The sequence below is a fragment of the Streptomyces sp. CCM_MD2014 genome (assembly GCF_000772045.1).
GTDB lineage: Bacteria > Actinomycetota > Actinomycetes > Streptomycetales > Streptomycetaceae > Streptomyces > Streptomyces salinarius.
This window is the reverse complement of record NZ_CP009754.1, coordinates 4,147,554-4,173,836: the sequence shown is the minus strand read 5'-3', so window position 1 is coordinate 4,173,836 and position 26,283 is coordinate 4,147,554. Positions and strand designations below refer to the sequence as shown.

Annotated in this window: 27 protein-coding genes and 1 pseudogene; 16 read left to right on the top strand and 12 right to left on the bottom strand. The window is 70.0% G+C overall.

Annotation, left to right across the window (positions count from 1 at the left end):
* The first annotated feature begins 34 nt into the window (after positions 1 to 34).
* Both NI25_RS18330 and NI25_RS18325 read left to right on the top strand, forming a co-directional pair.
* Positions 35 to 829 (top strand): APH(3'') family aminoglycoside O-phosphotransferase, encoded by a 795-nt coding sequence (locus tag NI25_RS18330; RefSeq protein ID WP_404963916.1) that lies wholly within the window; start codon positions 35 to 37, stop codon positions 827 to 829.
* 577 nt (positions 830 to 1,406) lie between these two features.
* Positions 1,407 to 2,012, top strand: coding sequence for a lytic polysaccharide monooxygenase auxiliary activity family 9 protein (locus NI25_RS18325; RefSeq protein ID WP_061443471.1), 606 nt, complete (start codon positions 1,407 to 1,409; stop codon positions 2,010 to 2,012).
* Positions 2,013 to 2,474: 462 nt separating this feature from the next.
* Here the strand turns inward: NI25_RS18325 and NI25_RS18320 are convergent.
* Positions 2,475 to 3,098 (bottom strand): annotated as a pseudogene (locus NI25_RS18320) (SDR family oxidoreductase); the annotation flags it as partial.
* 482 nt (positions 3,099 to 3,580) lie between these two features.
* Positions 3,581 to 4,552, bottom strand: coding sequence for an SDR family NAD(P)-dependent oxidoreductase (locus NI25_RS18315; protein WP_061443469.1), 972 nt, complete (start codon positions 4,550 to 4,552; stop codon positions 3,581 to 3,583).
* Positions 4,553 to 4,607: 55 nt separating this feature from the next.
* Between NI25_RS18315 and NI25_RS18310 the strand changes: the two genes are divergently transcribed.
* The 3 genes from NI25_RS18310 to NI25_RS18300 all read left to right on the top strand — a co-directional run bounded on the left by NI25_RS18310 (position 4,608) and on the right by NI25_RS18300 (position 5,951).
* Positions 4,608 to 5,030, top strand: a complete 423-nt coding sequence (locus NI25_RS18310; RefSeq protein WP_061443468.1) for a MerR family transcriptional regulator — start codon at positions 4,608 to 4,610, stop codon at positions 5,028 to 5,030.
* Between the two features lie 244 nt (positions 5,031 to 5,274).
* Positions 5,275 to 5,556, top strand: a complete 282-nt coding sequence (locus NI25_RS18305) for a hypothetical protein (protein ID WP_061443467.1) — start codon at positions 5,275 to 5,277, stop codon at positions 5,554 to 5,556.
* Positions 5,553 to 5,951: a PIN domain-containing protein gene (locus NI25_RS18300; protein ID WP_061443466.1), complete on the top strand. Its 399-nt coding sequence runs from the start codon at positions 5,553 to 5,555 to the stop codon at positions 5,949 to 5,951. Before NI25_RS18305 ends, NI25_RS18300 begins: the two co-directional genes overlap by 4 nt.
* Positions 5,952 to 6,102: 151 nt before the next feature.
* On the opposite strand, the gene NI25_RS18295 is transcribed toward NI25_RS18300, so the two are convergent.
* A complete protein-coding gene (locus tag NI25_RS18295) occupies positions 6,103 to 7,365 on the bottom strand; it encodes a DUF4365 domain-containing protein (protein ID WP_061443465.1) in 1,263 nt (420 codons plus the stop codon).
* Positions 7,366 to 8,208: 843 nt separating this feature from the next.
* Positions 8,209 to 8,622: an arsenate reductase ArsC gene (locus NI25_RS18290; protein WP_031046009.1), complete on the bottom strand. Its 414-nt coding sequence runs from the start codon at positions 8,620 to 8,622 to the stop codon at positions 8,209 to 8,211.
* 92 nt (positions 8,623 to 8,714) lie between these two features.
* Between NI25_RS18290 and NI25_RS18285 the strand changes: the two genes are divergently transcribed.
* Genes NI25_RS18285 through NI25_RS18275 form a run of 3 tightly spaced genes read left to right on the top strand, consistent with a single transcriptional unit; the run spans position 8,715 to position 11,252 of the window.
* Positions 8,715 to 9,023, top strand: coding sequence for an ArsR/SmtB family transcription factor (locus NI25_RS18285; RefSeq protein ID WP_019324863.1), 309 nt, complete (start codon positions 8,715 to 8,717; stop codon positions 9,021 to 9,023).
* A complete protein-coding gene (gene arsB, locus NI25_RS18280) occupies positions 9,020 to 10,129 on the top strand; it encodes an ACR3 family arsenite efflux transporter (protein ID WP_061443464.1) in 1,110 nt (369 codons plus the stop codon). Before NI25_RS18285 ends, arsB begins: the two co-directional genes overlap by 4 nt.
* 58 nt (positions 10,130 to 10,187) lie before the next feature.
* A complete protein-coding gene (locus NI25_RS18275; RefSeq protein WP_061443463.1) occupies positions 10,188 to 11,252 on the top strand; it encodes an ArsO family NAD(P)H-dependent flavin-containing monooxygenase in 1,065 nt (354 codons plus the stop codon).
* Between the two features lie 10 nt (positions 11,253 to 11,262).
* On the opposite strand, the gene NI25_RS18270 is transcribed toward NI25_RS18275, so the two are convergent.
* Positions 11,263 to 11,631 carry an ArsR/SmtB family transcription factor gene (locus NI25_RS18270; RefSeq protein WP_061443462.1) on the bottom strand — a complete coding sequence of 123 codons (369 nt, stop codon included), beginning with the start codon at positions 11,629 to 11,631 and terminating at the stop codon, positions 11,263 to 11,265.
* A gap of 39 nt (positions 11,632 to 11,670) precedes the next feature.
* On the bottom strand, positions 11,671 to 12,753 hold the full coding sequence (locus NI25_RS18265) for a flavin-containing monooxygenase (protein ID WP_055467923.1): 1,083 nt from the start codon (positions 12,751 to 12,753) through the stop codon (positions 11,671 to 11,673).
* 129 nt (positions 12,754 to 12,882) lie between these two features.
* Here NI25_RS18265 and NI25_RS18260 point away from each other — a divergent pair, with 129 nt between their 5' ends.
* Both NI25_RS18260 and NI25_RS18255 read left to right on the top strand, forming a co-directional pair.
* A complete protein-coding gene (locus NI25_RS18260; protein ID WP_199560949.1) occupies positions 12,883 to 14,259 on the top strand; it encodes an NAD(P)-binding domain-containing protein in 1,377 nt (458 codons plus the stop codon).
* Between the two features lie 242 nt (positions 14,260 to 14,501).
* Entirely contained in the window at positions 14,502 to 15,035 is a 534-nt protein-coding gene (locus NI25_RS18255) for a DUF5994 family protein (RefSeq protein ID WP_031043872.1), read from the top strand.
* On the opposite strand, the gene NI25_RS18250 is transcribed toward NI25_RS18255, so the two are convergent.
* Complete coding sequence (locus tag NI25_RS18250; RefSeq protein WP_233520746.1) at positions 15,003 to 15,398, bottom strand: DUF5994 family protein; 396 nt, start codon at positions 15,396 to 15,398, stop codon at positions 15,003 to 15,005. The two genes, NI25_RS18255 and NI25_RS18250, sit on opposite strands and share 33 nt — an antisense overlap.
* A 314-nt stretch (positions 15,399 to 15,712) precedes the next feature.
* Here NI25_RS18250 and NI25_RS18245 point away from each other — a divergent pair, with 314 nt between their 5' ends.
* The gene (locus tag NI25_RS18245; RefSeq protein WP_061443460.1) at positions 15,713 to 16,303 is read left to right on the top strand and encodes a DUF5994 family protein; all 591 of its coding nucleotides are present in this window, start codon (positions 15,713 to 15,715) and stop codon (positions 16,301 to 16,303) included.
* Between the two features lie 5 nt (positions 16,304 to 16,308).
* Positions 16,309 to 16,590, top strand: a complete 282-nt coding sequence (locus NI25_RS18240; protein ID WP_061443459.1) for a hypothetical protein — start codon at positions 16,309 to 16,311, stop codon at positions 16,588 to 16,590.
* Here the strand turns inward: NI25_RS18240 and NI25_RS18235 are convergent.
* The 5 genes from NI25_RS18235 to NI25_RS18215 form a co-directional block, all read right to left on the bottom strand.
* Positions 16,587 to 17,627, bottom strand: coding sequence for a fatty acid desaturase family protein (locus NI25_RS18235; protein WP_061443458.1), 1,041 nt, complete (start codon positions 17,625 to 17,627; stop codon positions 16,587 to 16,589). The genes NI25_RS18240 and NI25_RS18235 overlap by 4 nt on opposite strands.
* Positions 17,628 to 17,727: 100 nt before the next feature.
* Entirely contained in the window at positions 17,728 to 18,249 is a 522-nt protein-coding gene (locus NI25_RS18230; protein WP_061443457.1) for a DUF5994 family protein, read from the bottom strand.
* A gap of 395 nt (positions 18,250 to 18,644) precedes the next feature.
* Complete coding sequence (locus NI25_RS18225; protein WP_233520745.1) at positions 18,645 to 20,348, bottom strand: SpoIIE family protein phosphatase; 1,704 nt, start codon at positions 20,346 to 20,348, stop codon at positions 18,645 to 18,647.
* Between the two features lie 762 nt (positions 20,349 to 21,110).
* Entirely contained in the window at positions 21,111 to 21,476 is a 366-nt protein-coding gene (locus NI25_RS18220) for a hypothetical protein (RefSeq protein ID WP_007453337.1), read from the bottom strand.
* A gap of 14 nt (positions 21,477 to 21,490) precedes the next feature.
* Positions 21,491 to 22,747: a helix-turn-helix transcriptional regulator gene (locus NI25_RS18215; RefSeq protein WP_061443455.1), complete on the bottom strand. Its 1,257-nt coding sequence runs from the start codon at positions 22,745 to 22,747 to the stop codon at positions 21,491 to 21,493.
* Positions 22,748 to 22,914: 167 nt separating this feature from the next.
* Between NI25_RS18215 and NI25_RS18210 the strand changes: the two genes are divergently transcribed.
* The 4 genes from NI25_RS18210 to NI25_RS18200 all read left to right on the top strand — a co-directional run bounded on the left by NI25_RS18210 (position 22,915) and on the right by NI25_RS18200 (position 26,271).
* Positions 22,915 to 23,286 carry a hypothetical protein gene (locus NI25_RS18210; RefSeq protein ID WP_148315135.1) on the top strand — a complete coding sequence of 124 codons (372 nt, stop codon included), beginning with the start codon at positions 22,915 to 22,917 and terminating at the stop codon, positions 23,284 to 23,286.
* Positions 23,279 to 23,428: a hypothetical protein gene (locus NI25_RS39410; RefSeq protein ID WP_157852335.1), complete on the top strand. Its 150-nt coding sequence runs from the start codon at positions 23,279 to 23,281 to the stop codon at positions 23,426 to 23,428. Before NI25_RS18210 ends, NI25_RS39410 begins: the two co-directional genes overlap by 8 nt.
* A gap of 786 nt (positions 23,429 to 24,214) precedes the next feature.
* Positions 24,215 to 25,528 (top strand): asparagine synthase-related protein, encoded by a 1,314-nt coding sequence (locus tag NI25_RS18205; protein WP_233520744.1) that lies wholly within the window; start codon positions 24,215 to 24,217, stop codon positions 25,526 to 25,528.
* Positions 25,525 to 26,271 (top strand): class I SAM-dependent methyltransferase, encoded by a 747-nt coding sequence (locus NI25_RS18200; protein ID WP_061443453.1) that lies wholly within the window; start codon positions 25,525 to 25,527, stop codon positions 26,269 to 26,271. The genes NI25_RS18205 and NI25_RS18200 overlap by 4 nt, the downstream gene beginning before the upstream one ends.
* The last annotated feature ends 12 nt before the right edge of the window (positions 26,272 to 26,283 follow it).

The window sequence follows — 26,283 nt, the reverse complement described above, 5'->3', positions numbered from 1 at the left end:
GGTCGTCGTGAGCGATCGCCGCGGAACTCAGGCCATGTCGCCGGTGTTGCCCGGCCTGGACGATGGTGACTGGGTGCCCGTCACCGCAGGCGAGTCGGGAGCGGCCGTCTTTCGCAGCGCGGACGCCACTCGATACGCCAAGTGCGTGCCCGCCGCGAACGCAGCCGACCTGAAAGCGGAATGCGACCGGACCGCATGGCTGAGCGGGCAGGGCGTACCCGGTCCCCGAGTGCTCGACTGGCAGTCCGGTGACGCCGGCGCCTGTCTGGTGACCAGCGCTGTCTCCGGCACACCCGCTGATCAAGTGCCCGCCGAGGAACTGCGGGTCGCCTGGGAACGCATCGCTGACGCAGTGCGCCGGCTGCACGAGGCGCCCGTGGTTCGGTGCCCTTTCCGCCGGGATCTGGACGCCATGGTCGCCCTTGCCCGCGATGTCGTTACCCGTGACGCCGTCAACCCCGAGTTCCTCCCCGTCGAGCAGCAGCAGACGCCCACCGCGGAGCTGCTGGACCGCCTCACCCGGCAGGTCCCGAGCCGACGGGAGCAGGAGGCCGCCGACACGGTCGTCTGCCACGGGGACCTGTGCCTGCCCAACATCATCCTCGATCCGCAGACTCTGGACGTGTCGGGCTTCATCGACTTGGGCCGCCTCGGACTGGCCGACCGCCACGCCGACCTGGCACTGCTGCTCGCCAACGCGCGGGAGACATGGACGGACGAGGAGCAGGCCCGGGCTGCGGACATGGCCTTCGCCGAGAGGTACGGCATCGCCCTCGACCACGACCGCCTGCGCTTCTACCTCCATCTCGATCCGCTCACCTGGGGCTGATCGATTCCCGGGGATCACCGGGCTGGCCGGGGGAAGGCGCAGGCGAAGTGGAGTCCGGCACGGGGAGATTGCCGGTCCTCCCGCAGCCGTTGGCAAAGCCGCGCCACTGCTCGAGGCGGTTGACGCACCGCTCCACGGTGGTGCGCTCCTTGTATGCCCCGGCAGCGGGAGGCAGCCGCCGCTTGAGCGTGCTGTACGGCCATGACGTGCGCAGTGCGGTGCGCTCTGGTAGTCGTGCGGGCCGCGCCCGGTGAGCAGGGCGTGCCTGCCCGGACGGGCACAGTGTCGAGCCGGGCCCGGCCGAAACGTCCGGACGGGAACGCCGTCCCGTCCCGGGACCGCGGAGGCGCCCCCGGGTGAGTTGCAGCGCGTCCGGCTCACGGCAGATTCCCCGCTCGTTGCCCACCGCTGTGATCAACTTTGTGTGTTTCGTTGACATTTCATCCCGGAGGCCTACCGTTGGGAGCGCTCCCATAGCAGCCTTGCAACTGGAAGGAGTTCCCCCCACATGCGCACACAGAGTCCGTTAACCGGGCGTTCGCGGTCGTTCCTCCGCCGCCCTCTCCAAGCGCTCGTCATGCTGTTCGCCGTGGTTGTCGGCGCACTGACCTGGTCGGCCCCCGCCCAGGCTCACGGCACCATCGTCGACCCCGCCTCCCGGGCGTACCAGTGCTGGAAGACGTGGGGCAGCAACCACACGAACCCGGCCATGCAGACGGAAGATCCCATGTGTTGGCAGGCCTTCCAGGCCAACCCCGACACCATGTGGAACTGGATGAGCGCGCTCCGCGACGGCCTCGGTGGCCAGTTCCAGGCGCGGACCCCCGACGGGACGCTCTGCAGCAACAACCTCTCGAGGAACGCCAGCCTGGACAAGCCCGGGCCGTGGAAGACCACCACCGTCGGCAACAACTTCTCGGTCCACCTGCACGACCAGGCGTCCCACGGTGCCGACTACTTCAAGGTCTACGTGAGCAAGCAGGGCTTCGACCCCAAGACCCAGACACTGGGCTGGGGCAACCTCGACTTCATCACGCAGACCGGCCGCTTCGCCCCGGCGCAGGACATCACGTTCCCCGTCCAGACTTCCGGCTACACCGGACACCACATCCTGTTCGTGATCTGGCAGGCCTCGCACCTCGACCAGGCCTACATGTGGTGCAGCGACGTGAACTTCGGCTGAGCCGGCAAGCGCCGCACACGGCACCGGCCTGAGGGTTGGTGGCCGGGTGGTCCCAGCCGAGTATCCGTACTCTCCGCGGGCCCCGTTTTCGAGCGCGTGATGTGCGGAGGCCAGGCGAAGGGCCAGCGATAGAAACACAAACCCCAGGTCACTGACCTGGGGTTTCGTGTAGAGCGGCTGACAAGAATCGAACGCGCGTCCTCAGCTTGGGAAGCGACGGCGCCTGCGTGCGCTGGCAGCTTCCGACCTGCGCTGGCCTGCGCCGGCCTGCTCCGGCGTGGTGCTTGGAGGTGCGAGATCGCACCGCTGTCGCCCGTGGTGGCCCCAGGCACCGTCTCACGGGAACGCCATGGGCACGCCGTCCGGTCGGATACGCCGAGCCCTGCTGGTGCGCCACGGCGTGGCCTCCTGTGGCAAGCCGCCGCTTCCGGGTAACTGCCGGCCGTCACCGGCTCGGTGCAGTCAGACGCGCGGTCCGAGGAACAGGCCACCGCTCGCGTCGATGACCTGCCCGGTGATCCAGCGTGCCGCGTCGGAGGCGAGGAACGCCACCACGTCGGCGACGTCGTCGGGCTCGCCCAGCCGGTCGAGCGCCGTCGTGCCGGCGATGAGTTCCGCCAGGCCCGGTGCTTCGAAGGCCGCCCCGTTGGTCGCGGTCCGGGTGGCGCCTGGGGCGACCGCGTTCACCGTGATTCCCCGTACGCCCAGTTCGTTGGCCAACGTCATACTCATCGTCTCGACCGCTCCCTTCGTCATGGCGAAGGAGGTCTGGGAGGGGTTGGCCATCCGGGTCGCCACGGAGGAGATCGTGATGACGCGGCCGCCGTCGCGGAGCAAGTTCAGCGCGCGCTGGATGATGAAGTACGGCGCTCGCACGTTGACGGCGAAGAGGTGGTCGAACTCCTCGCGCGTCGTGGCCCCGATCGGTCCGGCGGGCGCGGCTGCCGCGTTGTTGACGAGAACGTCGAGCGGCCGCCCGGCCAATGCGGCATCGACTCCGGCGAAGAGCGTGTCGACGTCGTCCTCCACGCCCAGTTCCGCCCGGACGGTGAGCGCGGTTCCACCGGCACGCTCGATCTCGTCGGCCGTCGCCGCCCCACCGGGACGACGTCACCGAACCCGACGAGGCGTTCCGTGCCCGAGCGGCGGCCGGCGCCTGTCTGGCTGCCATGCACACGGCATTGGTCCGCTGGGCCGAGGACGACGGACGGACCGAGCTTCGCGGTCCGGCATCCAGGAACCCCGCCGAGGAGAGTGCACCTGATGTGCTGTGACGCCTGCCTCGAAGGCGCCACAACGACATCACGAGGCTCGAGCAGTTCGATCCCCGAGCTCACCCGGGTGGCTCCCCAAGTGGTGTACACCCGCACGTAGTCCACCGGGGTGGGCACTCACGCCGAGCATCATCTCGGTCTCGGAGCAGTTGATGACGAACGGTCGGCCGGGCTTGGTGAGTACCTCGTGCATCTCCGCCCAGAACAGGTGCAGCCGCCACGAGCCCAAGACGGGCCCGTACCGCCCTGCCCCTCCCACTGCGGCGGGCAGCGCGGCGTCTGCGGAGCGTGAGTTCATCGGATGATCGGCTTGGCGCCGGTCACGGCGACAGACAGGTCCCAGAGCCGGGCGGCCTCCTCCGAGTCGATGGCGTACGCGCGCACGCCGCCGTCATCCATGGCGGTGCCGGGGGCTGAAACGCGGGCGATGTCGCAGTCCTCCAGGTAGAGCCCGCCGCGGCCGTCGAGGAGCGGGGACGTGGCGGCCCACAGGCCGGTGGCTGCCCCCTGCGAGGGGGTCTTGAAGTCTGCGCCGATCACGTTGCCGTGCTCGTCCACCCACCCGCGGTCGATCTGCTCCTGAAGCGTCATCTCCCGCTGGAGTCCGGTGATGATCTTGCCGGGGTGAAGGCTGAACGCCCGGACGTCGTCGCCTTGCCCGAGGGCATCGAGGTGCACGGCGAACAGGGCGTTGGCGGTCTTGGCCTGGCCGTAGGCCAGCCACTGGTCGTAGCCGGTGCGGAAGTGCGGATCGTGCCAGCGGATGCCGGTCAAGGTGTGTCCGGCGGAGCTGTTCACCACGACGCGCGCGCCGCCTGCGGCGGCCAGGAGGGGGTAGAGCTCGCAGACGAGGGTGAAGTGTCCGAAGTGGTTGGCGGTGAGCTGACCTTCCCAGCCGGGCCCGACGCGCCGTTCCGGGGTGGCCATGACGCCGGCCACGGCCATCAGGAGGTCGAGCCGGTCGATACCGTTGCTGATGTGCGCGGCGGCCGAGTGGACGCTGTCGAGGTCGGTCAGGTCCATGGGGATGACCTCGCTGCCCTTCACCTCCTGGAGAGCGGCACGGGCGACGTGGGGGCGGCGGGCGGGAACGATGACCCGGGCCCCGGCGGTTGCCAGCGCCCGGGTGGTCTCCAGGCCGAGCCCGGAGTAGCCCCCGGTCACGACAGCGGTCGTGCCGGAAAGGTCATGGCCGGCCACGATGTCCTCGGCGGTGGCGGCAGCGGAGAAGGGCGAGCCGAGCGGCTGCTGATCAGTAAGTGGCATGCCTCGGACGCTACGATCTAGAGCGAGGTCTAGATCAAGTCCAGGAGCGAGCGACATGACAACCACCGAAGCCGCCGAGCAGCCGCTTGGCATCGGTGAGGTGGCCGAGCGGACGGGACTGAGCGTGCACGCTCTGCGCTTCTACGAGCGTGAGGGTCTGCTCGTCGGGCCTGTCCAGCGCACGTCGGGCGGCAGACGGCGCTACACCTCTTTCGACGTCGACTGGCTGCTGATCTGCGTCAAGCTCCGCGAATCGGGCATGCCGCTCGCCGACCTCAAGCACTTCGCCGAGCTGGTACGTCACGGGCCGGGCAACGAGGCAGAACGCCTGCGCCTGCTCGACGCCCACCGGCAGCGCGTCGATGCGCAGATCCAGGCACTGGAGGAGTGCCGATCCGTCATCACTTGGAAGGTCGGCGTCTACGCCGAGCACCTCGCGCGCGGCGAAGCCGGCGGGCTCTGGGACCCGACAACCTGAGGCGGGCCCGGACAGCCGCCTCGTGCTCGTGTTCCAACACCAGTGCCGCGACCTCAGGCGTCTGCCTTCGACGTCGGCCACCGCGTCCCGGGGCACCGTGATCCGGGCGCGCTAGGCCGGCGCCACCGAGGAGACGGCCGCACTGCGTCCACGAGCGCCTGGTGCTGGGTCCTCCGTTATTCGATCAACGCCGCGCGGTGCAACTCGTCGCCCGTTATGTCATTTCGAATGGCATACTCGGAGTATGACTGACGACGACGTTGACTTCCCGCCCGGTGACGGTCCCACCAGCGGTATCTCCGTCACCTTGACCGCCGGAACCCTGCAGGCCATCCGTGAGCGGGTCGGCAAGCGAGGTGTCTCGGCTTACCTGGAGAAGGCCGCCCAGCGGCAGATCGAGCGCGACAATCTGGACGAGCTGATCGCGGACTTCGACAAGGTGCACGGTCCGGCCGATCCCGAGGCCGTGGCGGTCAAGCGTGCCCGGCTGACCGCAGGCGCCACGAACGCCGGGGCGGCCGCGTGAGCGGTGTCCTGGTTCTGGACAGCGAGGGCCTGGCAAGGGCCGTACAGCGTGATCGGGAACTCCATGAGTGGGTGACGGCGGCTCGCGACGCGGACCTGCGCGTGATCACCTCGGCGGCAGTGTTGGTCGAGGTGATCCATCCGAAGATCAACGACGCCGCACTGAAGTGGACCCTGTCTCGCCTGAGCGTCGAGCCGGTGACCCAAGCCGTCGCGCAATCCGCCGCCGCCTTGCTGCGGGCAGCGGGGCTGCACGGCCACAAGTACGCCATCGACGCCATGCTGTGCGCGACCGCCTTGCAGCATCCCGGCCGGGTGACGATTCTGACGTCGGACGTGGAAGACATCGGGCTGCTCACTGCTGAGCATCCGCGCCTGTGCGCGGAGAAGGTCTGAGCCGCGACGCCTTGTGCGGGCGATGCTCGCCGTGCGGACTCGGCCCTGGTTCAGCGGTGTTCCCCCCGGCAGCAGGCCGGCTGGGGGACACCCTCTCGACGTGCTCGGATCAGGCTGAACGACCGCGTGGTCGGCATCGGGCAGGGGCGTGTCACGCCCGGGCAGCGGCACCCTCACCGTTCCGAACCCTCTGGAAGGGCATGGACTCGGGCTCCGGCACGCGCCAGACGATGCGGACTTGCTCGTCGAGAGGGAGCGAGGGGCCACCGATGTAGATGCAGTGGATGAAGTAAAGAACGGCCAGTCGAAATGCCTCCGGTTCGATGTCGGTCGACTTCGTCACCCTGGCCCGGCTCAGCTTGTTCACTTGGCGCACGACGCTTGCATCGGCTTCGAGTGGACCGAGCTCGCTGAGGATCTCCGGATCGAGTTCGGCTTCCTCGCGCATGGCTTGGATCGACCGTCTCAGCAGGTCGGGCTCGGATTCGACCCGGTCGACGATTCGGGCGATGACGTAGTCATGGAGCACATCCGCCTCGATGTTGCCGTGCTCCACCGGTTCTTCGCCCGTGCAACTCGGGCACCCCTCGCACTCGGTGGGTTCGTCCGCCTCCTGAGTGGAGGCGAAGCACGAGACCGCCCACATGATCTCGGCACGGTTCAGGCCCAGTTCCCCGGCGGTCGACAGGTCGGGGTCGCCCCACCGACTACCGGGATCACTGCCCTCTCCGTCTCCACCCTCCGGCGGCGTCACCTCGGAGCGCAGCAGGGACTCAAGACTGACGAGGTGCGGTTCCCAGCCGTGCGCGCTCATCAGCAGTGTCGCCAGCGCGTCCCCCGGGCGCTTCCAGAAGATGAGGTCTTCATCGACGCCGTTGACGAAGTGCAGGACGTGGTCCGTCGGATCGAACTCCACTCCGGACATCTCGCTCAGGTGGGTCAGGACCGCCTGACGGCCCCGAAAGCGTCCGACGTAGCGGCGGGCCTGGGCGACGAAGAAGGGCACAGTGTTGTCGTTCAGCACAGCGTTGGGGCTGACGCCGATGAAAAGCGGGGGGCTCAGCGGACCGGACCGGCGGAGCTGTTGGGTGGCGTTCGCCCAGTGCAGTTGCGTGGTGTCCGGGTCGTACACCACGCAGTAAACAGGAATGTTCCCGTCCGCCCAGGTGTCACCGTGCTGGTCGACAGGCACCGCGTAGCCGTTGCCTCGGCGCCAGCTACTCCCGCCCTTGACCTGGACCTTGATCGTGTCGCTCGTGAGATGTCCGCCGTCGGTGAAGGTGACGTAGAAATCCTCTCCGAAGTCGTTCTGCCCGGATATCTCTTGAACGATGTGGTCGTGGTCTTCAAGCAGGGTGCGCAACGCGTTCACGGCAGCCTGCCCCACGCGCCGCCCCTTCGAGACCTTCGGCATGCCGGCGCCCCCTCCAGAAGGTTCCTCGCCGGCCCCTGTGGATGAGGGGCCGGCGTCTGCCCGGACCAGCCTGCCCCATACCTATGACACCGGGGCCGGAACCGGAGGTCGTGGAGCGCCTGCTGAGCGGCCTGGCATGGCGCGGTCCGGAAACGACCGAGGCCCAGGTCATCGACCTGGGCCTTCTCTATGGAGCGGGTGACGAGAATCGAACTCGCGCTCTCAGCTTGGGAAGCGACGGCGCTTCACGGGTGAGATCACCTCTCACCTGCGGCTACGTATTCTGGAGCGCGTTTTCGGCTACCTGTTCCGCGCCGCTGTTTACCGTTGTTGTCCGGTCGTATGGGCACGCTGTGGGCACGAGGCTGGTCGGCGCTGCTTCGCGGAGGGCCGCTGGGCACTTGGTGATGAGGAATGCCTGGCGGGGGAGCACCGCTGCCACGGTGACTTGCGTGTGCACACCCCTAACCGAGGATGCCAAGATCACAAAAAGCGTCTCTTTGGGCACAGACTTCGATCTTCGCCGCAGGCAGCCTGGGGTTCTGGGCGAGGAGGCGGCCGATGTGGTGGATCGGGATGGGGCTCGGAGGCGTCGCGGGTGTTGTGGTCCTGCGCGTTCTGCTCCGGCAGGTCCGGGGGCTGTTGCTGGACTTCGGCGACGTGATGCGAGCCTGGACCGAGGTTTTGTCGAGTATCGGTGGTGGGGAAGGCCGACGGGTTGGTTGCTGCGCTGCGCGCTATCGGTGCCCCGGGGCCGTGGATGCTCCGAGGTGTGTACGCCGGCTCAAGTAGGCGATCTGTCGTGAGGCCGTGGTCGGTCCGAGCGCGGGCTGCGGGCGTTGCTCATGACTGCGGCTCTGGCGCGATCTCCTTGATCAGGCCCTCGACCAGCACCTTGATCTCGTCGCGGATCGGGCGGACGGCTTCGACGCCCTGGCCGGCCGGGTCCTCCAACTGCCAGTCCAAGTAGCGCTTGCCCGGGAAGACCGGGCACGTGTCGCCACAGCCCATGGTGATGCAGACGTCGGACTCCTTGACCGCGTCCACGGTCAGCATCTTTGGCACCTCGGCGGAGATGTCGACACCGACCTCGCGCATCGCCTCGACGGCGGCCGGGTTGACGTTCTCGCCCGGGTTGGATCCGGCGGAACGGACCTCGACGCGATCCCCGGCCAGGTGGGTCAGCCACGCGGCTGCCATCTGCGAGCGGCCGGCGTTGTGGACGCAGACGAACAGCACGGAAGGCTTGTCGGGCATCAGGAGGTCTCTCTTGTCTTGAGACGGCATCAGGCGCGCATGGCATCAGCGCCCGATGGTGTCAGTCACCACTGATGTGAGAGTATCAGTGCATGATGACGTCAGTCGACACTGACCTGATCCGGGTCCTGGCGGACCCGCTCAGGCTGCGGATCGTGACCCTGCTCGCCAAAGAGACGCTGTGCACCACCCACCTCGTGGAGGAGACCGGTGCCCGGCAGACCAACCTCTCCAACCACCTGAGAGTGCTGCGCGAGGCCGGCGTCGTCGAAACCGAGCCGTGCGGCCGCTACACGTACTACAGGCTCCGCCCGGACGTCATCGCCTCGCTCGCCGGCCAGTTCGCCGACCTGGCCGACTCCGCACGCAACGCCGTCGAGAACAAGAGGGCCTGTCCGTGACCCGCACCGAAGCCCCCGCGACGACCACCGAGGAGCCCTCCGTCGTCGCGAAGTTGTCGACGCTCGACCGCTTCCTCGCCGTCTGGATCCTCATCGCCATGGCCATCGGCCTCGGCCTGGGCCGAGCCATCTCGGGTCTGGACGACGCCCTTGCCAGGGTCGAGATCGGCGGCATCTCCTTGCCGATCGCCGTCGGCCTGCTGGTCATGATGTATCCGGTCCTGGCCAAGGTCCGCTACGACAGGCTCGACGCCGTTACCGGCGATCGCAGGCTCATGGCCTCGTCGTTGGTGATCAACTGGATCGTCGGCCCGGCGGTGATGTTCGCGCTCGCCTGGATCTTCCTGCCGGACCTGCCCGAGTACCGCACCGGCCTGATCATCGTCGGCCTGGCCCGCTGCATCGCCATGGTCATCATCTGGAACGACCTCGCCTGCGGCGACCGCGAGGCCGCCGCCGTACTCGTCGCCCTCAACTCCGTTTTCCAGGTCCTGGCGTTCGGTCTGCTCGGCTGGTTCTACCTCGACCTGCTGCCCGGCTGGCTGGGTCTGGGCGACGGCGAACGCCTGGACATCTCCATGTGGAAGATCGCCCTGAACGTCGTCATCTTCCTCGGTGTTCCACTGCTCGCGGGCTTCCTCACCCGCCGCATCGGCGAGAAGAGGCTCGGCCGCGAGAAGTACGAGTCCCGCTTCCTGCCGAGGATCGGTCCGTGGGCGCTCTACGGCCTGCTGTTCACGATCGTCATCCTGTTCGCCCTGCAGGGCAGGACCATCACCTCGCAGCCGCTGGACGTGGTCCGCATCGCGCTGCCGCTGCTGGTGTACTTCGCGGTCATGTTCTTCGGCACCTTCCTGCTGGGCAAGGCGATCGGCCTCGCCTACGACCGGACGGCCACCCTCGCCTTCACCGCCGCCGGCAACAACTTCGAGCTGGCCATCGCCGTCGCCATCGCCACTTTCGGTGTCACCTCCGGCCAGGCCCTGTCCGGCGTGGTGGGTCCGCTCATCGAGGTACCCGTCCTGATCGGCCTCGTCTATGTTTCGCTGGCCTGGCGCAAGAAGTTCACCCCGTCCGCTCCGACCACCGAGGGCAGAGGCTACTGATGCATTGCCTCACGGCCCGCACCGTCCGGTCCATCACGTGCGCGGCGGCGCAGGCGGCATGACACAGCACTCCGACGTGGTGGTGATCGGCGGCGGTCAGGCAGGGCTCGCCGCCGGCTACCACCTGCGCCGCCTGGGCCTCGACTTCGTTGTCCTCGACGCCCAGGCCACCCCGGGCGGGGCCTGGCAGCACACCTGGGACTCGCTCCATCTGTTCTCCCCGGCAGCCTTCTCCTCGCTCCCCGGCCGCCTCATGCCGCCGCAGTCGGGCCAGGAGTACCCGGACGCCGGGCACCTGGTCGCCTACCTGAGCGACTACGAGAAGCGATACGACCTCCCGGTGCAGCGACCCGTCCGGGTGATCGGCGTGCACGCCGACAGCCGGCTGCTGCGAGTGGAGACCGACTCCGGCCCGTGGTACACACGCGCGGTGATCAGCGCGACCGGCACTTGGTGGCGTCCCTTCCTCCCCGCCGTCCCCGGCCGCGGCGACTTCCAGGGCAGGCAACTGCACACCGTCTCGTACCGCGGACCGCGGGAATTCGCGGGCCAACGCGTGATCGTCGTCGGGGGCGGCAACTCCGGCGCGCAGATCGCCGCCGACCTCGCCCACGACACCGAACTGACCTGGGTGACCCGGCGTCCGCCCCGGTACCTCGCCGACGACATCGACGGCCGCGCCCTGTTCGACGCGGCCACCGCCCGACGTCGCGCCCTCGACGAGGGCCGCACCGACACCGGAGGCGTCGCCTCGCTGGGGGACATCGTCGCCGTACCGCCCGTGCGCGAGGCCCGGGACGCCGGGCGGCTCAAAGCGTCACCCATGTTCGCCCGCCTCGACCGCGACGGCGTCGCCTGGGTCGACGGCACGCGAGCGCCCGCCGACGTGGTGATCTGGTGCACCGGCTTCCGGCCTGCCCTCTCCCACCTGTCACCCCTGGGCCCGCGCGGCCCGCGCGGCCACATCCCCACCCAGGGCACGCGTGCAGTGGCGGACCCCCGGCTGCACCTCCTCGGATACGGAGACTGGACGGGCCCCGCCTCCGCCACGCTCATCGGCGTCGGACGGCCGGCCCGCGACGCAGCGCGGGAGATCGCCGGGCTTCTCGAAGGTGCAAGGTGATCCGCGTGCGCTACCGAACGGCCAGCAGTTGTCCCATCGCCGCCAGTACCGACGGCTCGACCCGGTAGTAGACCCAGGTGCCGCGCCGCTCGGACGTGAGCAGGCCGGCCTCCTTGAGTTTCTTGAGGTGGTGGGAGACGGTCGGCTGCGAGACACCGACGTCGGAGATGTCGCACACGCACGCCTCGCCGCCCTGGTGCGAGGCGACGGCCGAGAACAGCCGCAGCCGCACGGGGTCGCCGAGCGCCTTGAACATACGGGCGGTGCGCTCGGCCTCCTCGGCGGTGAAGGGACGCTCGCTCAACGGCGGGCAGCACGGCACCGCGGCGACGGGGGCCTCGGATCGTTCCAGCAGCGACAGTGCCTTGGCATTCGACATACGTCTATGTTGACACATGTCGAACTAGGCTGGCCAGAGTCAGCGGGCGTCGAGATGGGCGACAAGGCGCCGTACGACGCGGGCGGCGTCCCTGCCGACCCCGCGCAGGGAGTTCGAGGAGAGGCTGCGCTGCCATTCCAGGCCGACGTACGCCAGTCCGGGATGGGTGGTCGACAGGCCCTCCCGGTGGCGCGGTTGGCCGTCGCAGTCGAGGGCGCCGAGCGGGCGCAGATAGCCGAGGTCGGGTCGGTAGCCGGTGGCCAGGACGATCGTGTCGATCTCCTCGATGGCGCCGTCGGTCCATGTCGCCTTCGTGCCGTCGATCGCGCTGAACACCGGGCGCAAGTCAGGGGCGCCGGCTGCAACCGCGGCGCGGTAGCGGCCGTCGTCGATCACCAACTGTGTCGGCGGCGTGCGCAGGAACCTGCCCACCGGCAAGGTGTCGAGCCCTGTCCGCTGTAGCCACCAGTGCAGGTCCCGGCCCAGCGGGCGCTGCCGGGCGAACCGCACCGGATGCCGCGCCGCGAGCGTCACCTGGGTATGCGTGGCCAGCTCGGCGGCGATCTGCACCGCCGAGTTGCCGGCCCCGACGACCACCACCCTCCCCCAGCCTCCGGCCGGGGAGCCCCCCAGCCCGGCGAGTGGTTCCGGCCCCCGGTACTCGGCCGCGTGCAGCACGGTGCCCGTGAAGTCGTCCAACCCTGGGAGGGCGGGCCGGTGAGGCCGGCCGAAGGTTCCAGAGGCTGCCACGATGCCCCGGGCCGTCATGCGTTCTCCCGTTTCCAGGGTGAGGACGAAGGCTCCGTCGCTCATACGCACCTCCTGCACACGCATACCGGTGCGGACGTCGGCGTCCAGGCGCTCGGCGTAACGCAGCAGGTAGGAGACGACCTCGTCCCGGTGCGGGTAGCGGTCCGGATCGCCGCCGAACGGCAGGCCCGGAAGGGAGCTGCGGGCCGCGGGGGAGAAGAGGGTGAGGCTGTCGTAGTAGCGGGGCCACGACCCCGCCGGCTGCCCGGACGCTTCCAGGATCACCGGTGCCAGACCCTGCTTGCGCAGGGCGTGTGCGGTAGCCAGTCCGGACTGGCCACCACCGATGACCGCCACGTCGACGTGTTCCATGCCCGCTCCCTCGGATCGCTCAAGTACCACGGCTTCGATAAGTGTCTATGTTGACGCTCATCGAAGCAGGTGCCATCCTGGTCTCGCAAGGGATCGACAGATGTCGAAGCAAAAGGGAGTGTCGTCGCCGTGTCCAACACCAGCGTGTCCACCACCGACCACCAGCAGCCCGTTGTGGTCATCGGCGCCGGCCCCGTCGGCCTGGCCGCAGCCGCACACCTCGTCGAGCGCGGCGCGGAGCCCCTGGTGCTGGAGGCCGGCCAGTCCGCTGCCACTGCGGTGCGCGAGTGGGCCCACGTCCGCCTGTTCTCGCCCTGGGCCGAGGTCACCGACCCGGCCGCCGAGAAGCTGCTCGCTTCAACCGGCTGGGTCCGCCCCGACGGGACGACGTACCCGACCGGCGGCGACTGGGTCGAGCGGTACCTCCAGCCGCTCGCGGACGTCCTCGGCGACCAGGTCCGCTACGGAGTGACGGTCACCGGCGTGGCCCGCGCCGGCCGGGACCGGATCGTCGACTCCGGCCGCGAGGAGCAGCCCTTCACCGTGCACATCGAGACAGCGGACGGCGGCGAGGAGCGGATCACCGCCCGCGCCGTCATCGACGCCTCCGGCACCTGGTCCGTGCCCGGCCCGATGGGTGCGAACGGCATCCCCGCCCTCGGTGAGAAGTCCGCTTCCGACCGCATCACCTACCGCGTCCCCGACCTGAAGGACCCGGCTGTCCGAGCCCGCTACGCCGGCAAGCGCACGGCGGTCGTCGGTTCCGGCGCCTCCGCCTTCACCGCTCTCGCCCTGCTCGCCGACCTGGCCGGGGAAGAGGCGGACACACACGCGGTCTGGATCCTGCGCCGAGGCATCGGCGACGCCACGTACGGCGGCGGCGAGGCCGACCAGCTCCCGGCCCGCGGCGCCCTCGGCCTGCGTGCCAAGGCGGCGGTGGAGCAGGGGCACGCGAGCGCCGTCACCGGGTTCCGTACGGAAGCGGTCGAGCGTGACGGCGACCGGCTGGTCCTGGTCGCCGAGGACGGCCGCCGCCTGCACGCGGTCGACGAGGTCGTCGTCCTGACCGGCTTCCGCCCCGACCTCAGCTTCCTCTCCGAGCTCCGCCTCGGCCTCGACGAACGCCTCCAGGCCCCGACCGCGCTGGCTCCGCTGATCGACCCGAACGTCCACTCCTGCGGCACGGTCTACCCGCACGGCGTGAAGGAGCTGTCCCACCCGGAGCAGGGCGTCTACCTGGCCGGCATGAAGTCCTACGGCCGCGCCCCCACCTTCCTCGCCATGACCGGCTACGAGCAGGTCCGCTCCATCACGGCCGCACTCGCCGGTGACCACGAGGCGGCCGAACGCGTCGAGCTGACCCTGCCGGAGACCGGTGTGTGTGGCGGCGCGGGTCTGTTCGACGAGCCCGACGCCGCGCGGAGCGGCGAAGGCGGAGGTTGCTGCGCGGCCCCTGCCACGCTGCAGATCGGCATCGGCGCACCGGCCGCCTCCGGCGGCTGCTGACAGACCGACACCGCGGGCGCTGGCGCGTTCCTTGCGTTGGCGGCGAGTACGTCGGGGTGACGGGCCTTGGTGCCGCCCAGAAGCGCAGGTCGGGGGAAGCACACCTCGACCTTGTTCTTCATCGCGTGCGGCGATGACGGTGAGTAGCCCGGTGATCGTGGAATCCCGGCCGTCGTCGGCCGAGGAGTACCGTGAAACCAGGAGGCTTTCGGTTTGCCGTCCCCGGTAGGCAGGCGAGTGCGATGTCCGACCCCGACCCCCCGCGGGTGACCAGGCTCCTGCCCGACGCTGTGCATCAGGCGGTTTCGCGACCTGGAACCGCCGTGGTGCGGCTCGAGACGACCCATGACCGGAAGGGTGCGCTCGACGGGGCGTGGTGGCCCCGCTCCCGCGACATCGCCGGTGAACTGCCCGGCCTCGTCTCCGCGCTGTCCGAGTACCTCGGGCCGATCACACGTGTCGGTCTGGACACCGACGCCTGGGACGAGCTGCCGACGCGGCTGACGATCGACGGTCGTGTCGTCCGCATCGACTCCTTCCCGGTCGGAGACGACACCGTTCTCATCACCCGGGGCAGCAATGATCTCTTTTCGCTGCTGGTGGTTCCGCCCCACACCGCGGCCGACGCGGCCCGCGCGGCCATGGCCGCAGCCGTGCGCGCAGGCAGTCAGACGCCGGCGGAACAGATCCTCATCGACACCGGCACGGAGCGTGTGGGCCCGAGGCATGCACCCACTGCTGCGCTACGCCACGGCCGCCATGAGCCGGGCCGCTGACGACGCGCTCGTCGGGGGCGGCACCACGAGGAGATCCCAACGGCCCGCAGTGTAGGACTGCAGCAGGATCCTGTGCGGGTTGAGCACCTCGGTGAATCGGTCGACCGCCACCTCGTAGCCGTTGACGACGACCACGCCGTGCGGGAGAGGCTGCCAGTGGCGGGGATTGACGGCCACGTGGGTGAGCCGTCCCCACAGCGGATCGATCACGTCGGCCAGTTCGCCGAGTTCTCGTGCCAGGTCGCGGGTCCGGGGCCACCAGGCGCCGTCCGGACGGCCGAAGCGGCTGGCGGATCCTAGGACGAGGCGTGCGGCACGTGGTCGGAACGGTGCCGCGTGCGGACGGAGCTGAGTGGTGTTCATGATCATGAGGAAGAAGCCTGACTGCGGGCCTGCGCCGACTGACGGAGCGCCCGGTGGTGGGTGAGCGAGGACGGGACCGGCGGCGCCGGTACACGAAAGCCCTCGAAGTCCTCAGGCTACTCCTCGACGAGCCCCGACAAGAGGCTTCGGCCTCATCGGGTGGACTGCTCCCGGTGTACGGCCTGGTCGGGCGCCGCGAAGAGTAGGCTGGAGGAACCGGGGACACTCCGCGCACGGGCATTTCGCGTCTGTGCCGTTTTCGGTGATCGAATACGCCGGGTCGGCTCAGGCCCGCCCGGGGCAGGGTTCGCGTCATGACTGCGACCGTCTCCCCTCCGACGACGTCCGAAGACCGGCGTCCCACGTCTCCCGTACGTCTCTCGCTCGTCCCCGCCGGTTCGGCACCGCTCCTGCTGGACGGCGCCTGGTGGCCGCGTTCGCGTGATCTCACCGCCGAACTGCCGGCCCTGGCGTCCGTTCTGGATCCGCTGTGGGGGCGGATCACCCGGATCACGGTGAACCCCGCCCAGTGGCCGGTCGTCCCGCGCAAGGTGCCTGTCGCCGGGCACGTGGTGAAGGTGGGCTGGTTCCGCTTCGAGCAGGACGAGCACGAGTTGCTGCTGCTCTCCTACCACGTGGGCCGCTGGAACCTGCTGGTCGTTCCCCCGCAGACGCCTCCGGCCGCGGCCGCCTGGCTGATGGCCGCCGCGAGCGACCCGCGCCGGACAGCGACCGCGAGCAGCCTGCTGGCGGATGCCGCGCGTCTGACGGTGACCGCCGAGGCCGACCGCACCAGGGAAGCGATGTGGGAGTCCGAAGGAGGAGATGGAGCCGGTGCTTCCGTCACTTCTCCATGGCTTCGAGTCGCCGTCGCCACCGCGAGGGACCGGCCGGAAAGGGTGTGAGGGCCATGGACGTCCTCGTGACGGTGTTCGTGCTGCTGGCGGTGATCGCGGCAGGCGCGTTCCTCATCCACCGCCTGAACTCTCAGCACGGGGGCAGAAGTGCCGCCTTCCACTACGGCCGCAGCGGTGTCGTCGCACCAGACCGGAAGACCGACGAAGGGCCGGCGGTACGCCGACAGTCCCCGGTCGCGAACGACGCCGGCGAGCGCCGGGGCTCCCGGTACGGCGGACGCGGACGGCTGCGTCCTGGACGCCGCCGTACCCACGGCGGCGTCTCGCCCCGCTAAGTGGGGACGCGGGTCCGTCGGAGCGGGGCACCGGCGTCGTGGAGGCTGGTGAGTGCCAACCGGTAGGAGGCGACCAGGCCCGTTTCCGCGTAGTCGACGCCCAGGTCCCGGCAGTACCGCCGGACGATGGCGCGGGCCTTGCGCAGGTTGGGGCTGGGCATGCTCGGGAACAGGTGGTGCTCGATCTGGTGGTTCAGGCCGCCGAGCGCCAGGTCGGTGAACCGGCCGCCGTTGACGTTGCGTGAGGTCAGCACCTGGCGGCGGAGGAAGTCGGGGCGGTCGTCGGCCGTCAGGATCGGCATCCCCTTGTGGTTGGGTGCGAAGGCCGAACCGAGGTAGACGCCAAACAGGCACTGGTGGACGGCGAGGAAGGCGATCGCCATCCCGGGCGGCAGGACCCAGAACAGGGCGGCCAGGTAGACGGCGCAGTGCCCCAGGAGCAGAGCGCCGTCGACCGCCCGGCGTTTGAGCCGGCGGTTGGCCATGGCCCTGCCGCTCGCCACGTGCAGGTTGAAGCCCTCCAGCGTGAGCAGGGGAAAGAAGAGGAACGCCTGCCAGCGGCCGAGCAGGCGGGGCAGTCCGGTGGCGGCGCGGGCCTGGTCCGGGGACCAGACGAGCAGGTCGGGTCCGATGTCGGGGTCGAGGTTCTCGGTGTTGGGGTTGGCGTGGTGACGGGTGTGCTTGTCCTGCCACCAGCCGTAGCTCATGCCGATCGACGCGCCGGCGATCCGTCCGGACAACTCGCTGGCCCGGCGGCGGCGGAACACCTGCCGGTGGGCCATGTCATGGGCGACCAGGGCGACTTGCCCGTACATCACGGCCAGGAACGCGGCGATCGCCAGTGTCCACCAGGAGGCGCCGACGAGGACGAACGCGGCCCATCCGGCGGCGTAGAGCCCGGTCACGGCGGTGATGCGTAACGTGTAGTAGCCGGGGCGATGCCCCAGCAGTCCGGCGTCCGCGATCTTCTTCGACAACCGGGCGAAGTCGCTGCCGGGAGTGTCGGGGCGCGTGGCGGTGGTGGTGGCCATGGTCATGAGGACGTCTCTCTCAGAAGCGGGCGGATGACTCGGGGCGGCCCCAGGGCGAGTAGGGCGTGGGGAGCAGGTGCGTACATGGACGTGCCCGCGGCGGCTCCTACCACCGAGGTGCCCGGGTTCCCCGCCCGGTGGGTCCCACACGGCCGCGCGGACCTGCCGCCGCCGTCGGGGCCGGGGGCCGGGCTTCTCCCTCGGCGCCGGGCCGCCGGTCGTCCAAGGCGGCCGCCGTAAGAAGAGCGGCTGCTTCCTCCGTCGCGTCCGGCGGGATCACCTGCAGATCCCAACGGCCGAGCCCTGGGGAGAGCAGGACGACCCGGTCCGGGGCGTGCGGAGAGGCGGGGGCCTTGTGCAGGCGGACGACCTGGTTGGCGACGAACATGCGCCCCGGTGCCGCCGACCAGGCCGCGGCGTCCACGGTGACGCCGGTGATGTCGCCCCACGCTCTCGGCAGCGCGGCGAGCATCTTCGGGAGCTGTGTCAGAAGATCGCGGGAGTACGGCCACCACACCCCGTCGATCCGGCGCGGCAGCGCGCCGTGTGGCGCGAGACGCAGGCGGACGAGGGGCAGGGGCGGGGGCGGAGGCGGGGTGGACGGTGCGGTGGGGACTGTGGTGAGCACGTGGGTTCTTTCTGACGAGGTGGTTGCCGGCCGGTTCGGCAGGGCACGGCGGCCGACGGTCCGCGGGCTGTCGGGCAGCGGCGGACGTGGCCGGTGGATCCGGGTGCTGGAGGTCGTGCCTGGCCGCTCTTGCCGGAGGAAAGCGCCGACGACCGCCGCGAGTTCGCGAGAAGGGAGTCGGCGGGCGTATGCGGGGTGAAGGGGGGGGAGACCCTTCCGCGTGACGAACGCCGGTGGATACCGGGGTGGAGCCGGTCCGCCACCGGCGTGCCTGATGCCCTCGGTCTCCTCAGACTACTCCTCGGCGAGTAAAGGCGGCGTGACAGCAGGTCATCAGTGGCGTGGGAGATGGTGGGCGCCTCCGCGGCACCGGCCCGGTCCGACGGCCACCACGCTCATGGCGGCGGTACGCGCAGGGCGAGCAGGGCCACGTCGTCGGTGCTGCCGGGCGGCAGGTGGGCGAGCACCTTTCCGCACAGCCTGTCCAGCGGTTCGTGGACGAGAGTGAGGGCGTGCCGGCGCAGCCGGTCCAGGCCCGTGTCGAGGTCGCTGCCCGGTGTCTCGACGAGCCCGTCCGTGTACAGCAGCAGGGTGGAGCCGGGCTCCAGTGGATGCGTGGCGTCCGGTCGGCCCGCGCCGCCGACGGGTCCGGTGCCAAGGAGCAGTCCCTGGCCGGCTTCCAGGTAGCACGCGGTGCCGTCCGGGGAGAGGAGCAGCGGAGGCGGGTGCCCCGCGCTGGTCCAGCGGAGCGCCCACGGTCCCGTGTCCGGGTCGCCCTCGACGCGGGCGAGGATCAGGGTGGCCAGCGGGACGGTGGTGATGACCGGCATGGCGGCGTCGAGGCGGTCGACGACGGCGCCGGGCGGTCCCGTGTGGTCCCAGGCCAGCGAACGCAGAATGCCGTGCAGTTGGGCCATACCGGCCGCCGCGGTCAGGTCGTGGCCCACGACGTCACCGATGACCAGGGCGAGCGCGCCGTCCTTCAGGATGAAGGCGTCGTACCAGTCCCCGCCGACCTGGGAGCCCGCGGGTGCGGGCTGGTAGCGGGCGGCCAGCCGGAGGTGGCCCGGCCGGGGCAGCGGGGCGAGCAGGTTGCGCTGCATGGCCTCGGCGACGGCACGCTGACGGCCGTAGCGGCGGGTGTTGTCGATGAGCACGCCGACCCGGCGGCCGACGTCGCCCACTGCCGCCAGGTCGTCCTCGTCTAAGGGATGCGCCGGGTCGGTGCGCACCACCGTCAGCGCCCCGGTGATCCGGTCCCGGGCGCCGAGGGGCACCGTAACGGCGGAGCTGGCGCCCACCGCCGTCAGAAAGCCATGGTGGAGAGCGGCCAGAGGAGGGTGTCCGGCGGCCGGGGTGGGAGCAGCCATCCGCTCCTGGAGCACGGATTCGCCCCCGGTCAGCGCACGGCCCAGCGGCGAGTCCTCCCCCTCACCGGCCCCCTCCGCGCCGGGTACGCTCCGGCCCTGGAATCCGGCGTCCCGTCCCTCCGGACCGGTCACCGCCACCCGGTGGACCTCGCCGGAACCGGTCCGCAGGTCCACCGCGGCCCAGTCGGCCAGACGGGGCACGAGCAGCCGCACCAGGCGGGCCAGCGCCTCGTCGGTCTCCAGGGTCTGCCCCAGGACGTCCGTGATCTCCGCGACCAGGGACAGCCGCTCGTTGAGGTCCTCCAGGGCGCGCGTGCGCGCCGTTCGCTCCTGGTGGACGCGGCGGTCCCCCGTGGCGTCCGTGAACAGCAGCGCCATGCCCTGCACGGAGCCGTCCTCCGTCAAGGGGGACGCGGACCAGGTGACAGCCAGCAGACGACCGTCACCGCGCAGGTATGTGCCGCCCTCCCCTTGAGCCCCCTTCCCCTCGGCCAGCGCGTGGAGCAGGGGGCACCGGTCCCGCGGCACCTCGTTGCCGTCCGCGTCCCGGTGCAGCAGATCGTGCGCGTCGGCGCCCCGCATCGCCGCGGTCGTGCGATCCAGAAGCCGCTCGGCAGCCGGGTTCGCGGCGATCACCCGTCCGGCCGTGTCCAGCACCAGCACCGCCGTGCCCAGCCGCTCGACGGCCCGCCGCCAGAAACCCGGCTCGCCCACCGGCCATGCCCCCACGTCATCACCCACCGCACCGCGCACGGACCCTCCAGAGGCTGCCTTCCCGTCGATGGTGCTCCGACGCGGCCCTGCTCGCACGGCACCGGGGCAGTCGGCGCACACCGCGCGGGCACGGCCCACGGGCCAGCCAGGTATGTCCGGACCAGGGGCAGTCGTCATCCCGCTGTCTGTCCAGACGCAGTGTCTCCCGGGCGGTTGGTCGGCTCGTCTCCGGCGAGCCGTACTCAGCGCCGTCCTCGCCCCGGTCCGCGAGGAGCGCAGCTCCGCCCGGGCACGGGCGTCGGATGATCAGGAGCACGGACGCGGCCAGGACCGTGACGAGGACGGCGAGGCCAGCAGGTGACGGGATCTCCGGGATGCTGCTCGATGAAGGCGTCGTCGCCGACCGTCAGGACGGCGAGCACACTGTTTACGGCTACGACGGTGTTGCGGCGGCTTTGGGGCCGGCCGCGATGGTGACAGTCAAAGCCTCGGCGGTCGTGGGGGAGGAAGCCCGTCCCGAGTCGGGACAAGAGGTTTGTCCCGAGTCGGGACATGACGCCCGTCCCGAAAAGGGACAACCAGAAACCCCGCAGAACAGTTCGGAGCCGCGCGCATGCTCAACAGGATCCGCCCGCTGTCCGGCCCCCTCGCCGCGCCGGTCGCACAGGAGCTGAACCGTGACGCGGCGGTCGGAAACGAGCCGCGAAGGGAGGGCCGATCGACGCCGTAGGAAGCCCGGCGGTTGCGCAGGCCGACTTGAATGGCAGCCCCGTGCGACTACTTCAGAGCGTCCTCGATCGCCTCGAAGATGTCCGCGTCGGTCTCTTTCTGCCAGTCGGGCAGGGCAGCCCAGTCGGCGACATAGCCCGGCTTCGGGTTCTCGAAGTGCTTGTACATCTGCGCGGTCCAGCAGGTGGCGACAAAGCGGCTCTTCTGCTCGCGGGTGAGGCGGGAGGCGTGGCGGTCGCTGAGGTCGAGGAACTGGCGCACCTGGTCGTGGACGGCACCGGCGGCCTGGCGCTCCCACTCGGGAGTCTCTTCCCAGGGGGTGACGTAGCCGGGCTTGGGCTCGCCAGGGAAGTGCTTGCGCACCCCGGTGATCCAAGCCTCGCGGAACAGTCGGGCGCCCTCGGACTGCGACATGCCTTCCCCTCTCGTCACGTCGTGCACAGTGCGTCGATCTCGGCTCCCAGCTCCGCCACACGAGCGTCGCGGGAGAGCGGGCCGAGGTCGGTTCGTAGCCCCTGAAGTTTATGGGCGACGTAACCCGAGGAGGTCGTGTGGGCGAGTCGCAGCGCCTCCCCGCCGTAGGCGAGTACTTGGTCGGGGTCCTGGCGCCGGGCGCCGATGGCCGCGAGGTCGGTCAGTACCGCACCGCGTCGGCGCAAGGACTGGCCGGAAGCGAGGATGTCCTGGCTGAGCGCGCTGCTGAGTGCCTTCTCAGCGAGGTCGAGGCGTCCAAGCTGGAGGTAGCGCGCGCCACGCTCTTCTGCGAGGCGGGAGCCGTCGAAACGCAGCCAGCCACCGTTGTGGGCCGCCCCGCTCAGGCCGGTCACCTTCTCCGCCTCGTCCAAGGCGCGTTCGCAGGCGGAGAGGTCGCCGAGGCCGGCGTACGCCTCGGCTTGGACGGCAGCGACCCAGTAGCGGGTGGACAGGGAACCGTCCCCGCGCCTTGCCACCTTCTCGGCGGCCGACAGCGTGCCGACCGCGTCGGCGTACCGGCGTTCGTACAGATCGACGTAGGCGTGGCGGACGAGGGCACACGCCCACAGGTCGTAGGACTTCGCCTCCTGGCTGGCAGAGGCGGCGAGCGTGTAGGAGGCGGCGGCGTCGGTGTAGCGGTTGCCGTCGAAGGCCAGTTCTCCTGCGAGCTGGAAGAGGTCGCCGGCCGCGCCGCACAGGGCCTGTGCTTCGACCTCGGGCCGTCCGTCGAGGGTCTCGTTCAGGGCGGTGAGCTGGTCGCGGACGACCGGGTAGACGGAACGCTTGGCGCGGGCGAGTTGGTAGACCTGCCACAGGTGTCCGTTCATGCGCAGGAAGTCGTCGGACATCCCGCGCAGCGCGCCCTCCGCGAGGGCTGCGCCCTCGTCGGGGGGCAGGGCCACCAGGGCACTGGTGACGGTGATGGCGCGCAGGAACTGGCGTCGGATCATGTCGTCGAGGTCCCCTGAGCCGTGGTGGTCGCGAGGCGGCGGCCCTGCCGACTCCGGGTGGGCTGCTCGTGGCTGTCCCACCAAGGCGTCGAGTTCGTCAAGGTCGAGGTGGAGCAGCTCGGCCAGCCGTGGTCTCAGCGGCGGCTGCGGCGTGGTGGAGCGGCCTTCCCAGCGGCCGACGGTCCGTCGGTCCACGCCGAGGGCGTGCGCGAGCTCTTCCTGACTGTAGCCCAGCGCCCTGCGCCGCTCAGCAAGCCCCATGCCGCCCCCTTTCCACGCACCAACCCGCGTCTAACCCGACGGCACCGGGCTGTCCCAGAAGTGTCTCAGGACTGCCCCGCGGATGCCGTGGTCTGCGCCAACACGAGCCGCTTTTCTGGACGTTGTCAGGCACGACAACGGTGGAGACCGGAGAAGGGGTGCGGGCAATGGCAGCAGGAAGCGTCACGTCGTTCGAGGTGGCTGGAGTGTCGATCGTCCTGGAGGCGGTCGACGAGACCGTGGAAACCGCGCTGGCCATTCGCCTGATGATGCCCGAACGCCCGGTGATCGACGCCACGACCCGAGACCTGGTCAGCCACCTGAGAGTGCTGATGGCCGAGGAGCTCGGCTTCGACGAGAACCCGGCCGTCCAGGCGCTGTTCCGGGAGGGCTACCGGGTCCTCGACCTGACGCGCCGGCCGACGGAGCAGTCCCCTCACTTCCATGCCTACCAGTACATGCGGGATCTCGGCTCACTGACCAGACGCTTCGCCGACGTCTACCGCGCGACCCGGAGGAAGGACCAGAACGATGGCTGACCAAACCCCGGCCGAGCCGCCGGTGTGCCGGATCGGCGCCACCCTGCCCGACCAGGAACGAGCACGACGCGTCTTCGTCGGCCGACCTGGCCTCGCGCCGACCGTGGGGCAACAGCGTGGCAAGGACCAGGGCGCGCAGTGAAAGGCCAGGTCACGGCTCAGGTCATGTACATCGCGTGCGTCATGGTGCTCGGGGGATCGATCGTGGTGGCGGTGTCCCTGGGATGGTGAGCCGGCGGCGCAACAGGCGAGGTCGCCCCTATGGCTGGCGGCAGTGGCTGCTGTCGGCCCTGATCATCGTCTCCACTGCCCCGGTCGCCTGGGCTCTGTGGCACCTCGCCCCCGACTGAGAGAGACCACCGGTCCGCTCCGGACCTACCGACTCCCGCTCTGGCCGAGCGAGCCCTCGGGAAGACCCGGTCCCCACCGGGGAAGGGCTCAGCCGCTCTCTCCCTTCGGCCAGAGCGGGCCCCCACCCAACGAGCTCCCGTCCAGTTCGCCGTGAACGCCGGCGGCAGGGACGGGTCCGGGTTCCGCAGCTCGCGGTGCCCGTCCACCCACTCCGCAGGAGGAAGGAACAGTCATGATCATCGACGAGCTCTTCACGGGAGACCTGGTCACCGGCGTCCCCAGCATGGACGCGGCGCTGCTCGACAAGATGCCCGGTGGTGGCGACAACAACGGCGACCACTGCAGCTGACCGGCCGGTGAACGCGGCGGAGCAGGGCCTGGCGTCCTGCTCCGCCGCTCCGTAGAGGAGGGGAGCGGAGTGCTCTCGTTTCGTGTGCGACTGGCAGACACCCGGGACGCCGGCTGGCGATGGGACACAGACCGCTGGGTCAAGGGGGAGAGCTGGATCCGGCCCGCTCACGCAACCGTCCTGGTCGCGGACCTCATACCAGGCGACGGATCGAGCGTCTGTGTGCTGGTGCGAGAAGACAGAGACGGTGAAGCCGACTACACGTCGCTGCTCGTCCGGCCCGACGAGATCCAGGTCTCGGCGGGAATGCTGGGTACCGTCCCGCTGTACCTCACAGCTGTCGGCGACGAGATCTTCGGGGCGTGGGACATCGTCGACCTCCGGCCGCACCTGCGACCTGACCAGCTCAATCCACGAGCGGTCGCCCGCACCTTGAGCCGCCAACACCGCTACAGCACCGACACCCTCTTCGACGGCGTGTACCGACTCACCGAACGCGCTACCGCGGTCTTCACGCCGGCAGGGCTCTCCATCCTCTACCCCGAGCCCGCCCAGCACGTCCTGGAACCCCGCAGCCTCCGTAGCGGAGTGGACCCCGTGACCGCGTTCGACGCACTGCTCACCGAGGCCGTGGCCGAGTGGCGATCGACGGCCGGCCGCGTCGGCGTCGAGGTGTCAGGCGGAGCGGACTCGGCCAACGTGGCACTGTCCGCCGTAGCGGCCGGATTCGGCTCCGTGCACACCTTCGGGCTACTCATGGGCGGCCGGATCGGCCAGCTCCAGCGAGACCGACGCCGCTCCCTGGTGGACCACCTGGGATTGCGCGACACCGCCGTGCCGGCGATGCAGCACCCGCCCTTCGTGCCTGGAGGCGTGAGGGAACGCAGACGGCCGCACGATCCGGCAGGCGCCTTCTACCAGGAAGCGTTCGACATCATGCGCGGGCACGTGGCCGCACACGGCTGCGAGCTGATCTTCACAGGTGGCGGCGGGGACGAGGTCAACGCCCACCACTCGCGTACGGAAGCCGGACTCCCGCCGATGGAGCCGGTGCCATGGCTCGGCGACAAGGCCACCGCGGCGCTGGCCCAGGTGAACGAGAACCTCGCTCCCATCCCGGTCATGCCTGTGCCGACGCTCATGGCATTCGGCCTGCACAACCCGGCGTACGTGAGACTCGGTATCTGGCCGGTGGCCCCGCTCGTCCACCCCCGGATGATCCGCTTCATGGAGCAACTGCCGTACGAGTACAAACGCGACAAGAAGATGTTCCGCGACCGACTTCGGCGGACGGGTCTGCCCGAGTCCGTTGCGGCTCCGACCGAGCCGGAGAACTTCCTCGCGGTCATGGAGTCGGGACTGCGCACTTACGGGCTCCCTCTCCTGGACGAGATGCTGACCGATTCCCTGCTGATCGATCTCGGCTACGTTGATGCCGACGCCCTCAGCCGGGCCCGCGACCACGCCGAGCGGACTCCCGCGGTGCCCGACCTGCTGTGCGACACACTCGCCCTGGAAGTCGGACTGCGGAGCCTCGCATGAGCGGCCTGGACATCGCCGAACCCAGACACCTGGCAGCCTCCAACCTCTTCTACCGAGACCCCGCCCTGTACGACAGAGTGCAGTCCGACAGCACCAGCGCGAGCAGCTGTCGGGCGCTCGTCCATCGGCACCGCCCGGACGCCCGCACTCTGCTGGATCTGGGCTGCGGAACCGGGAGAGACCTGGAGCTGCTGGCCCGCCACTTCGACTGCATCGGTGTCGAGTTCCAGCCCGGCCTGGTCGACTACGCCCGCCGCACACGGCCCGGCCTCGACATCCGCCTCGGCGACATGCGCACCATCCGACTCGACCACACCGCTGACGTGCTGACCTGCCTGGGAAACTCCCTCTCCTACGTGCACGACAACCAGGACATCCAGGCGGTCTTCCGGACCTTCGCAGCGCACGCCCGTCCCGGGACGCTCCTTGTACTCTGCAGTTCCGTAGCCCCGATCGAGCGTGATGAGCCGCAGGAAGCAGAGGTCGAGACCGGATCGGACACAGCCCACGTGACCATCACCTACGAGTGGGACCTGCGGACCCAGATGAACACCATGCGCCGGCACTGGGTGTTCAACTCAGGTGAAGAAACACGGGACGTGATCCGTCGGCGTGTTCTCGGGCCGCGTGAGCTGGAGCTGTACGCGACGCTCGCCGGCTTCGACGTCCTCCAGATCAGCGACGAGATCGGAGCAGGCACCTTGCACGGGCCTACCGCGTACACCGCGGCCCGGTACAGATGATCAGGACACGGT

Bases quoted from the DNA above. Each gene is read 5' to 3' on its own strand.
- NI25_RS18330 (WP_404963916.1), top strand. From the start codon at position 35: ATGTCGCCGGTGTTGCCCGGCCTGGACGATGGTGACTGGGTGCCCGTC.
- NI25_RS18325 (WP_061443471.1), top strand. From the start codon at position 1,407: ATGCTGTTCGCCGTGGTTGTCGGCGCACTGACCTGGTCGGCCCCCGCC.
- NI25_RS18315 (WP_061443469.1), bottom strand. From the start codon at position 4,552: ATGCCACTTACTGATCAGCAGCCGCTCGGCTCGCCCTTCTCCGCTGCC.
- NI25_RS18310 (WP_061443468.1), top strand. From the start codon at position 4,608: ATGACAACCACCGAAGCCGCCGAGCAGCCGCTTGGCATCGGTGAGGTG.
- NI25_RS18305 (WP_061443467.1), top strand. From the start codon at position 5,275: ATGACTGACGACGACGTTGACTTCCCGCCCGGTGACGGTCCCACCAGC.
- NI25_RS18295 (WP_061443465.1), bottom strand. From the start codon at position 7,365: ATGCCGAAGGTCTCGAAGGGGCGGCGCGTGGGGCAGGCTGCCGTGAAC.
- NI25_RS18290 (WP_031046009.1), bottom strand. From the start codon at position 8,622: ATGCCCGACAAGCCTTCCGTGCTGTTCGTCTGCGTCCACAACGCCGGC.
- NI25_RS18285 (WP_019324863.1), top strand. From the start codon at position 8,715: ATGATGACGTCAGTCGACACTGACCTGATCCGGGTCCTGGCGGACCCG.
- NI25_RS18275 (WP_061443463.1), top strand. From the start codon at position 10,188: ATGACACAGCACTCCGACGTGGTGGTGATCGGCGGCGGTCAGGCAGGG.
- NI25_RS18270 (WP_061443462.1), bottom strand. From the start codon at position 11,631: ATGTCGAATGCCAAGGCACTGTCGCTGCTGGAACGATCCGAGGCCCCC.
- NI25_RS18265 (WP_055467923.1), bottom strand. From the start codon at position 12,753: ATGGAACACGTCGACGTGGCGGTCATCGGTGGTGGCCAGTCCGGACTG.
- NI25_RS18255 (WP_031043872.1), top strand. From the start codon at position 14,502: ATGTCCGACCCCGACCCCCCGCGGGTGACCAGGCTCCTGCCCGACGCT.
- NI25_RS18250 (WP_233520746.1), bottom strand. From the start codon at position 15,398: ATGAACACCACTCAGCTCCGTCCGCACGCGGCACCGTTCCGACCACGT.
- NI25_RS18245 (WP_061443460.1), top strand. From the start codon at position 15,713: ATGACTGCGACCGTCTCCCCTCCGACGACGTCCGAAGACCGGCGTCCC.
- NI25_RS18240 (WP_061443459.1), top strand. From the start codon at position 16,309: ATGGACGTCCTCGTGACGGTGTTCGTGCTGCTGGCGGTGATCGCGGCA.
- NI25_RS18235 (WP_061443458.1), bottom strand. From the start codon at position 17,627: ATGACCATGGCCACCACCACCGCCACGCGCCCCGACACTCCCGGCAGC.
- NI25_RS18220 (WP_007453337.1), bottom strand. From the start codon at position 21,476: ATGTCGCAGTCCGAGGGCGCCCGACTGTTCCGCGAGGCTTGGATCACC.
- NI25_RS18215 (WP_061443455.1), bottom strand. From the start codon at position 22,747: ATGGGGCTTGCTGAGCGGCGCAGGGCGCTGGGCTACAGTCAGGAAGAG.
- NI25_RS18210 (WP_148315135.1), top strand. From the start codon at position 22,915: ATGGCAGCAGGAAGCGTCACGTCGTTCGAGGTGGCTGGAGTGTCGATC.
- NI25_RS39410 (WP_157852335.1), top strand. From the start codon at position 23,279: ATGGCTGACCAAACCCCGGCCGAGCCGCCGGTGTGCCGGATCGGCGCC.
- NI25_RS18200 (WP_061443453.1), top strand. From the start codon at position 25,525: ATGAGCGGCCTGGACATCGCCGAACCCAGACACCTGGCAGCCTCCAAC.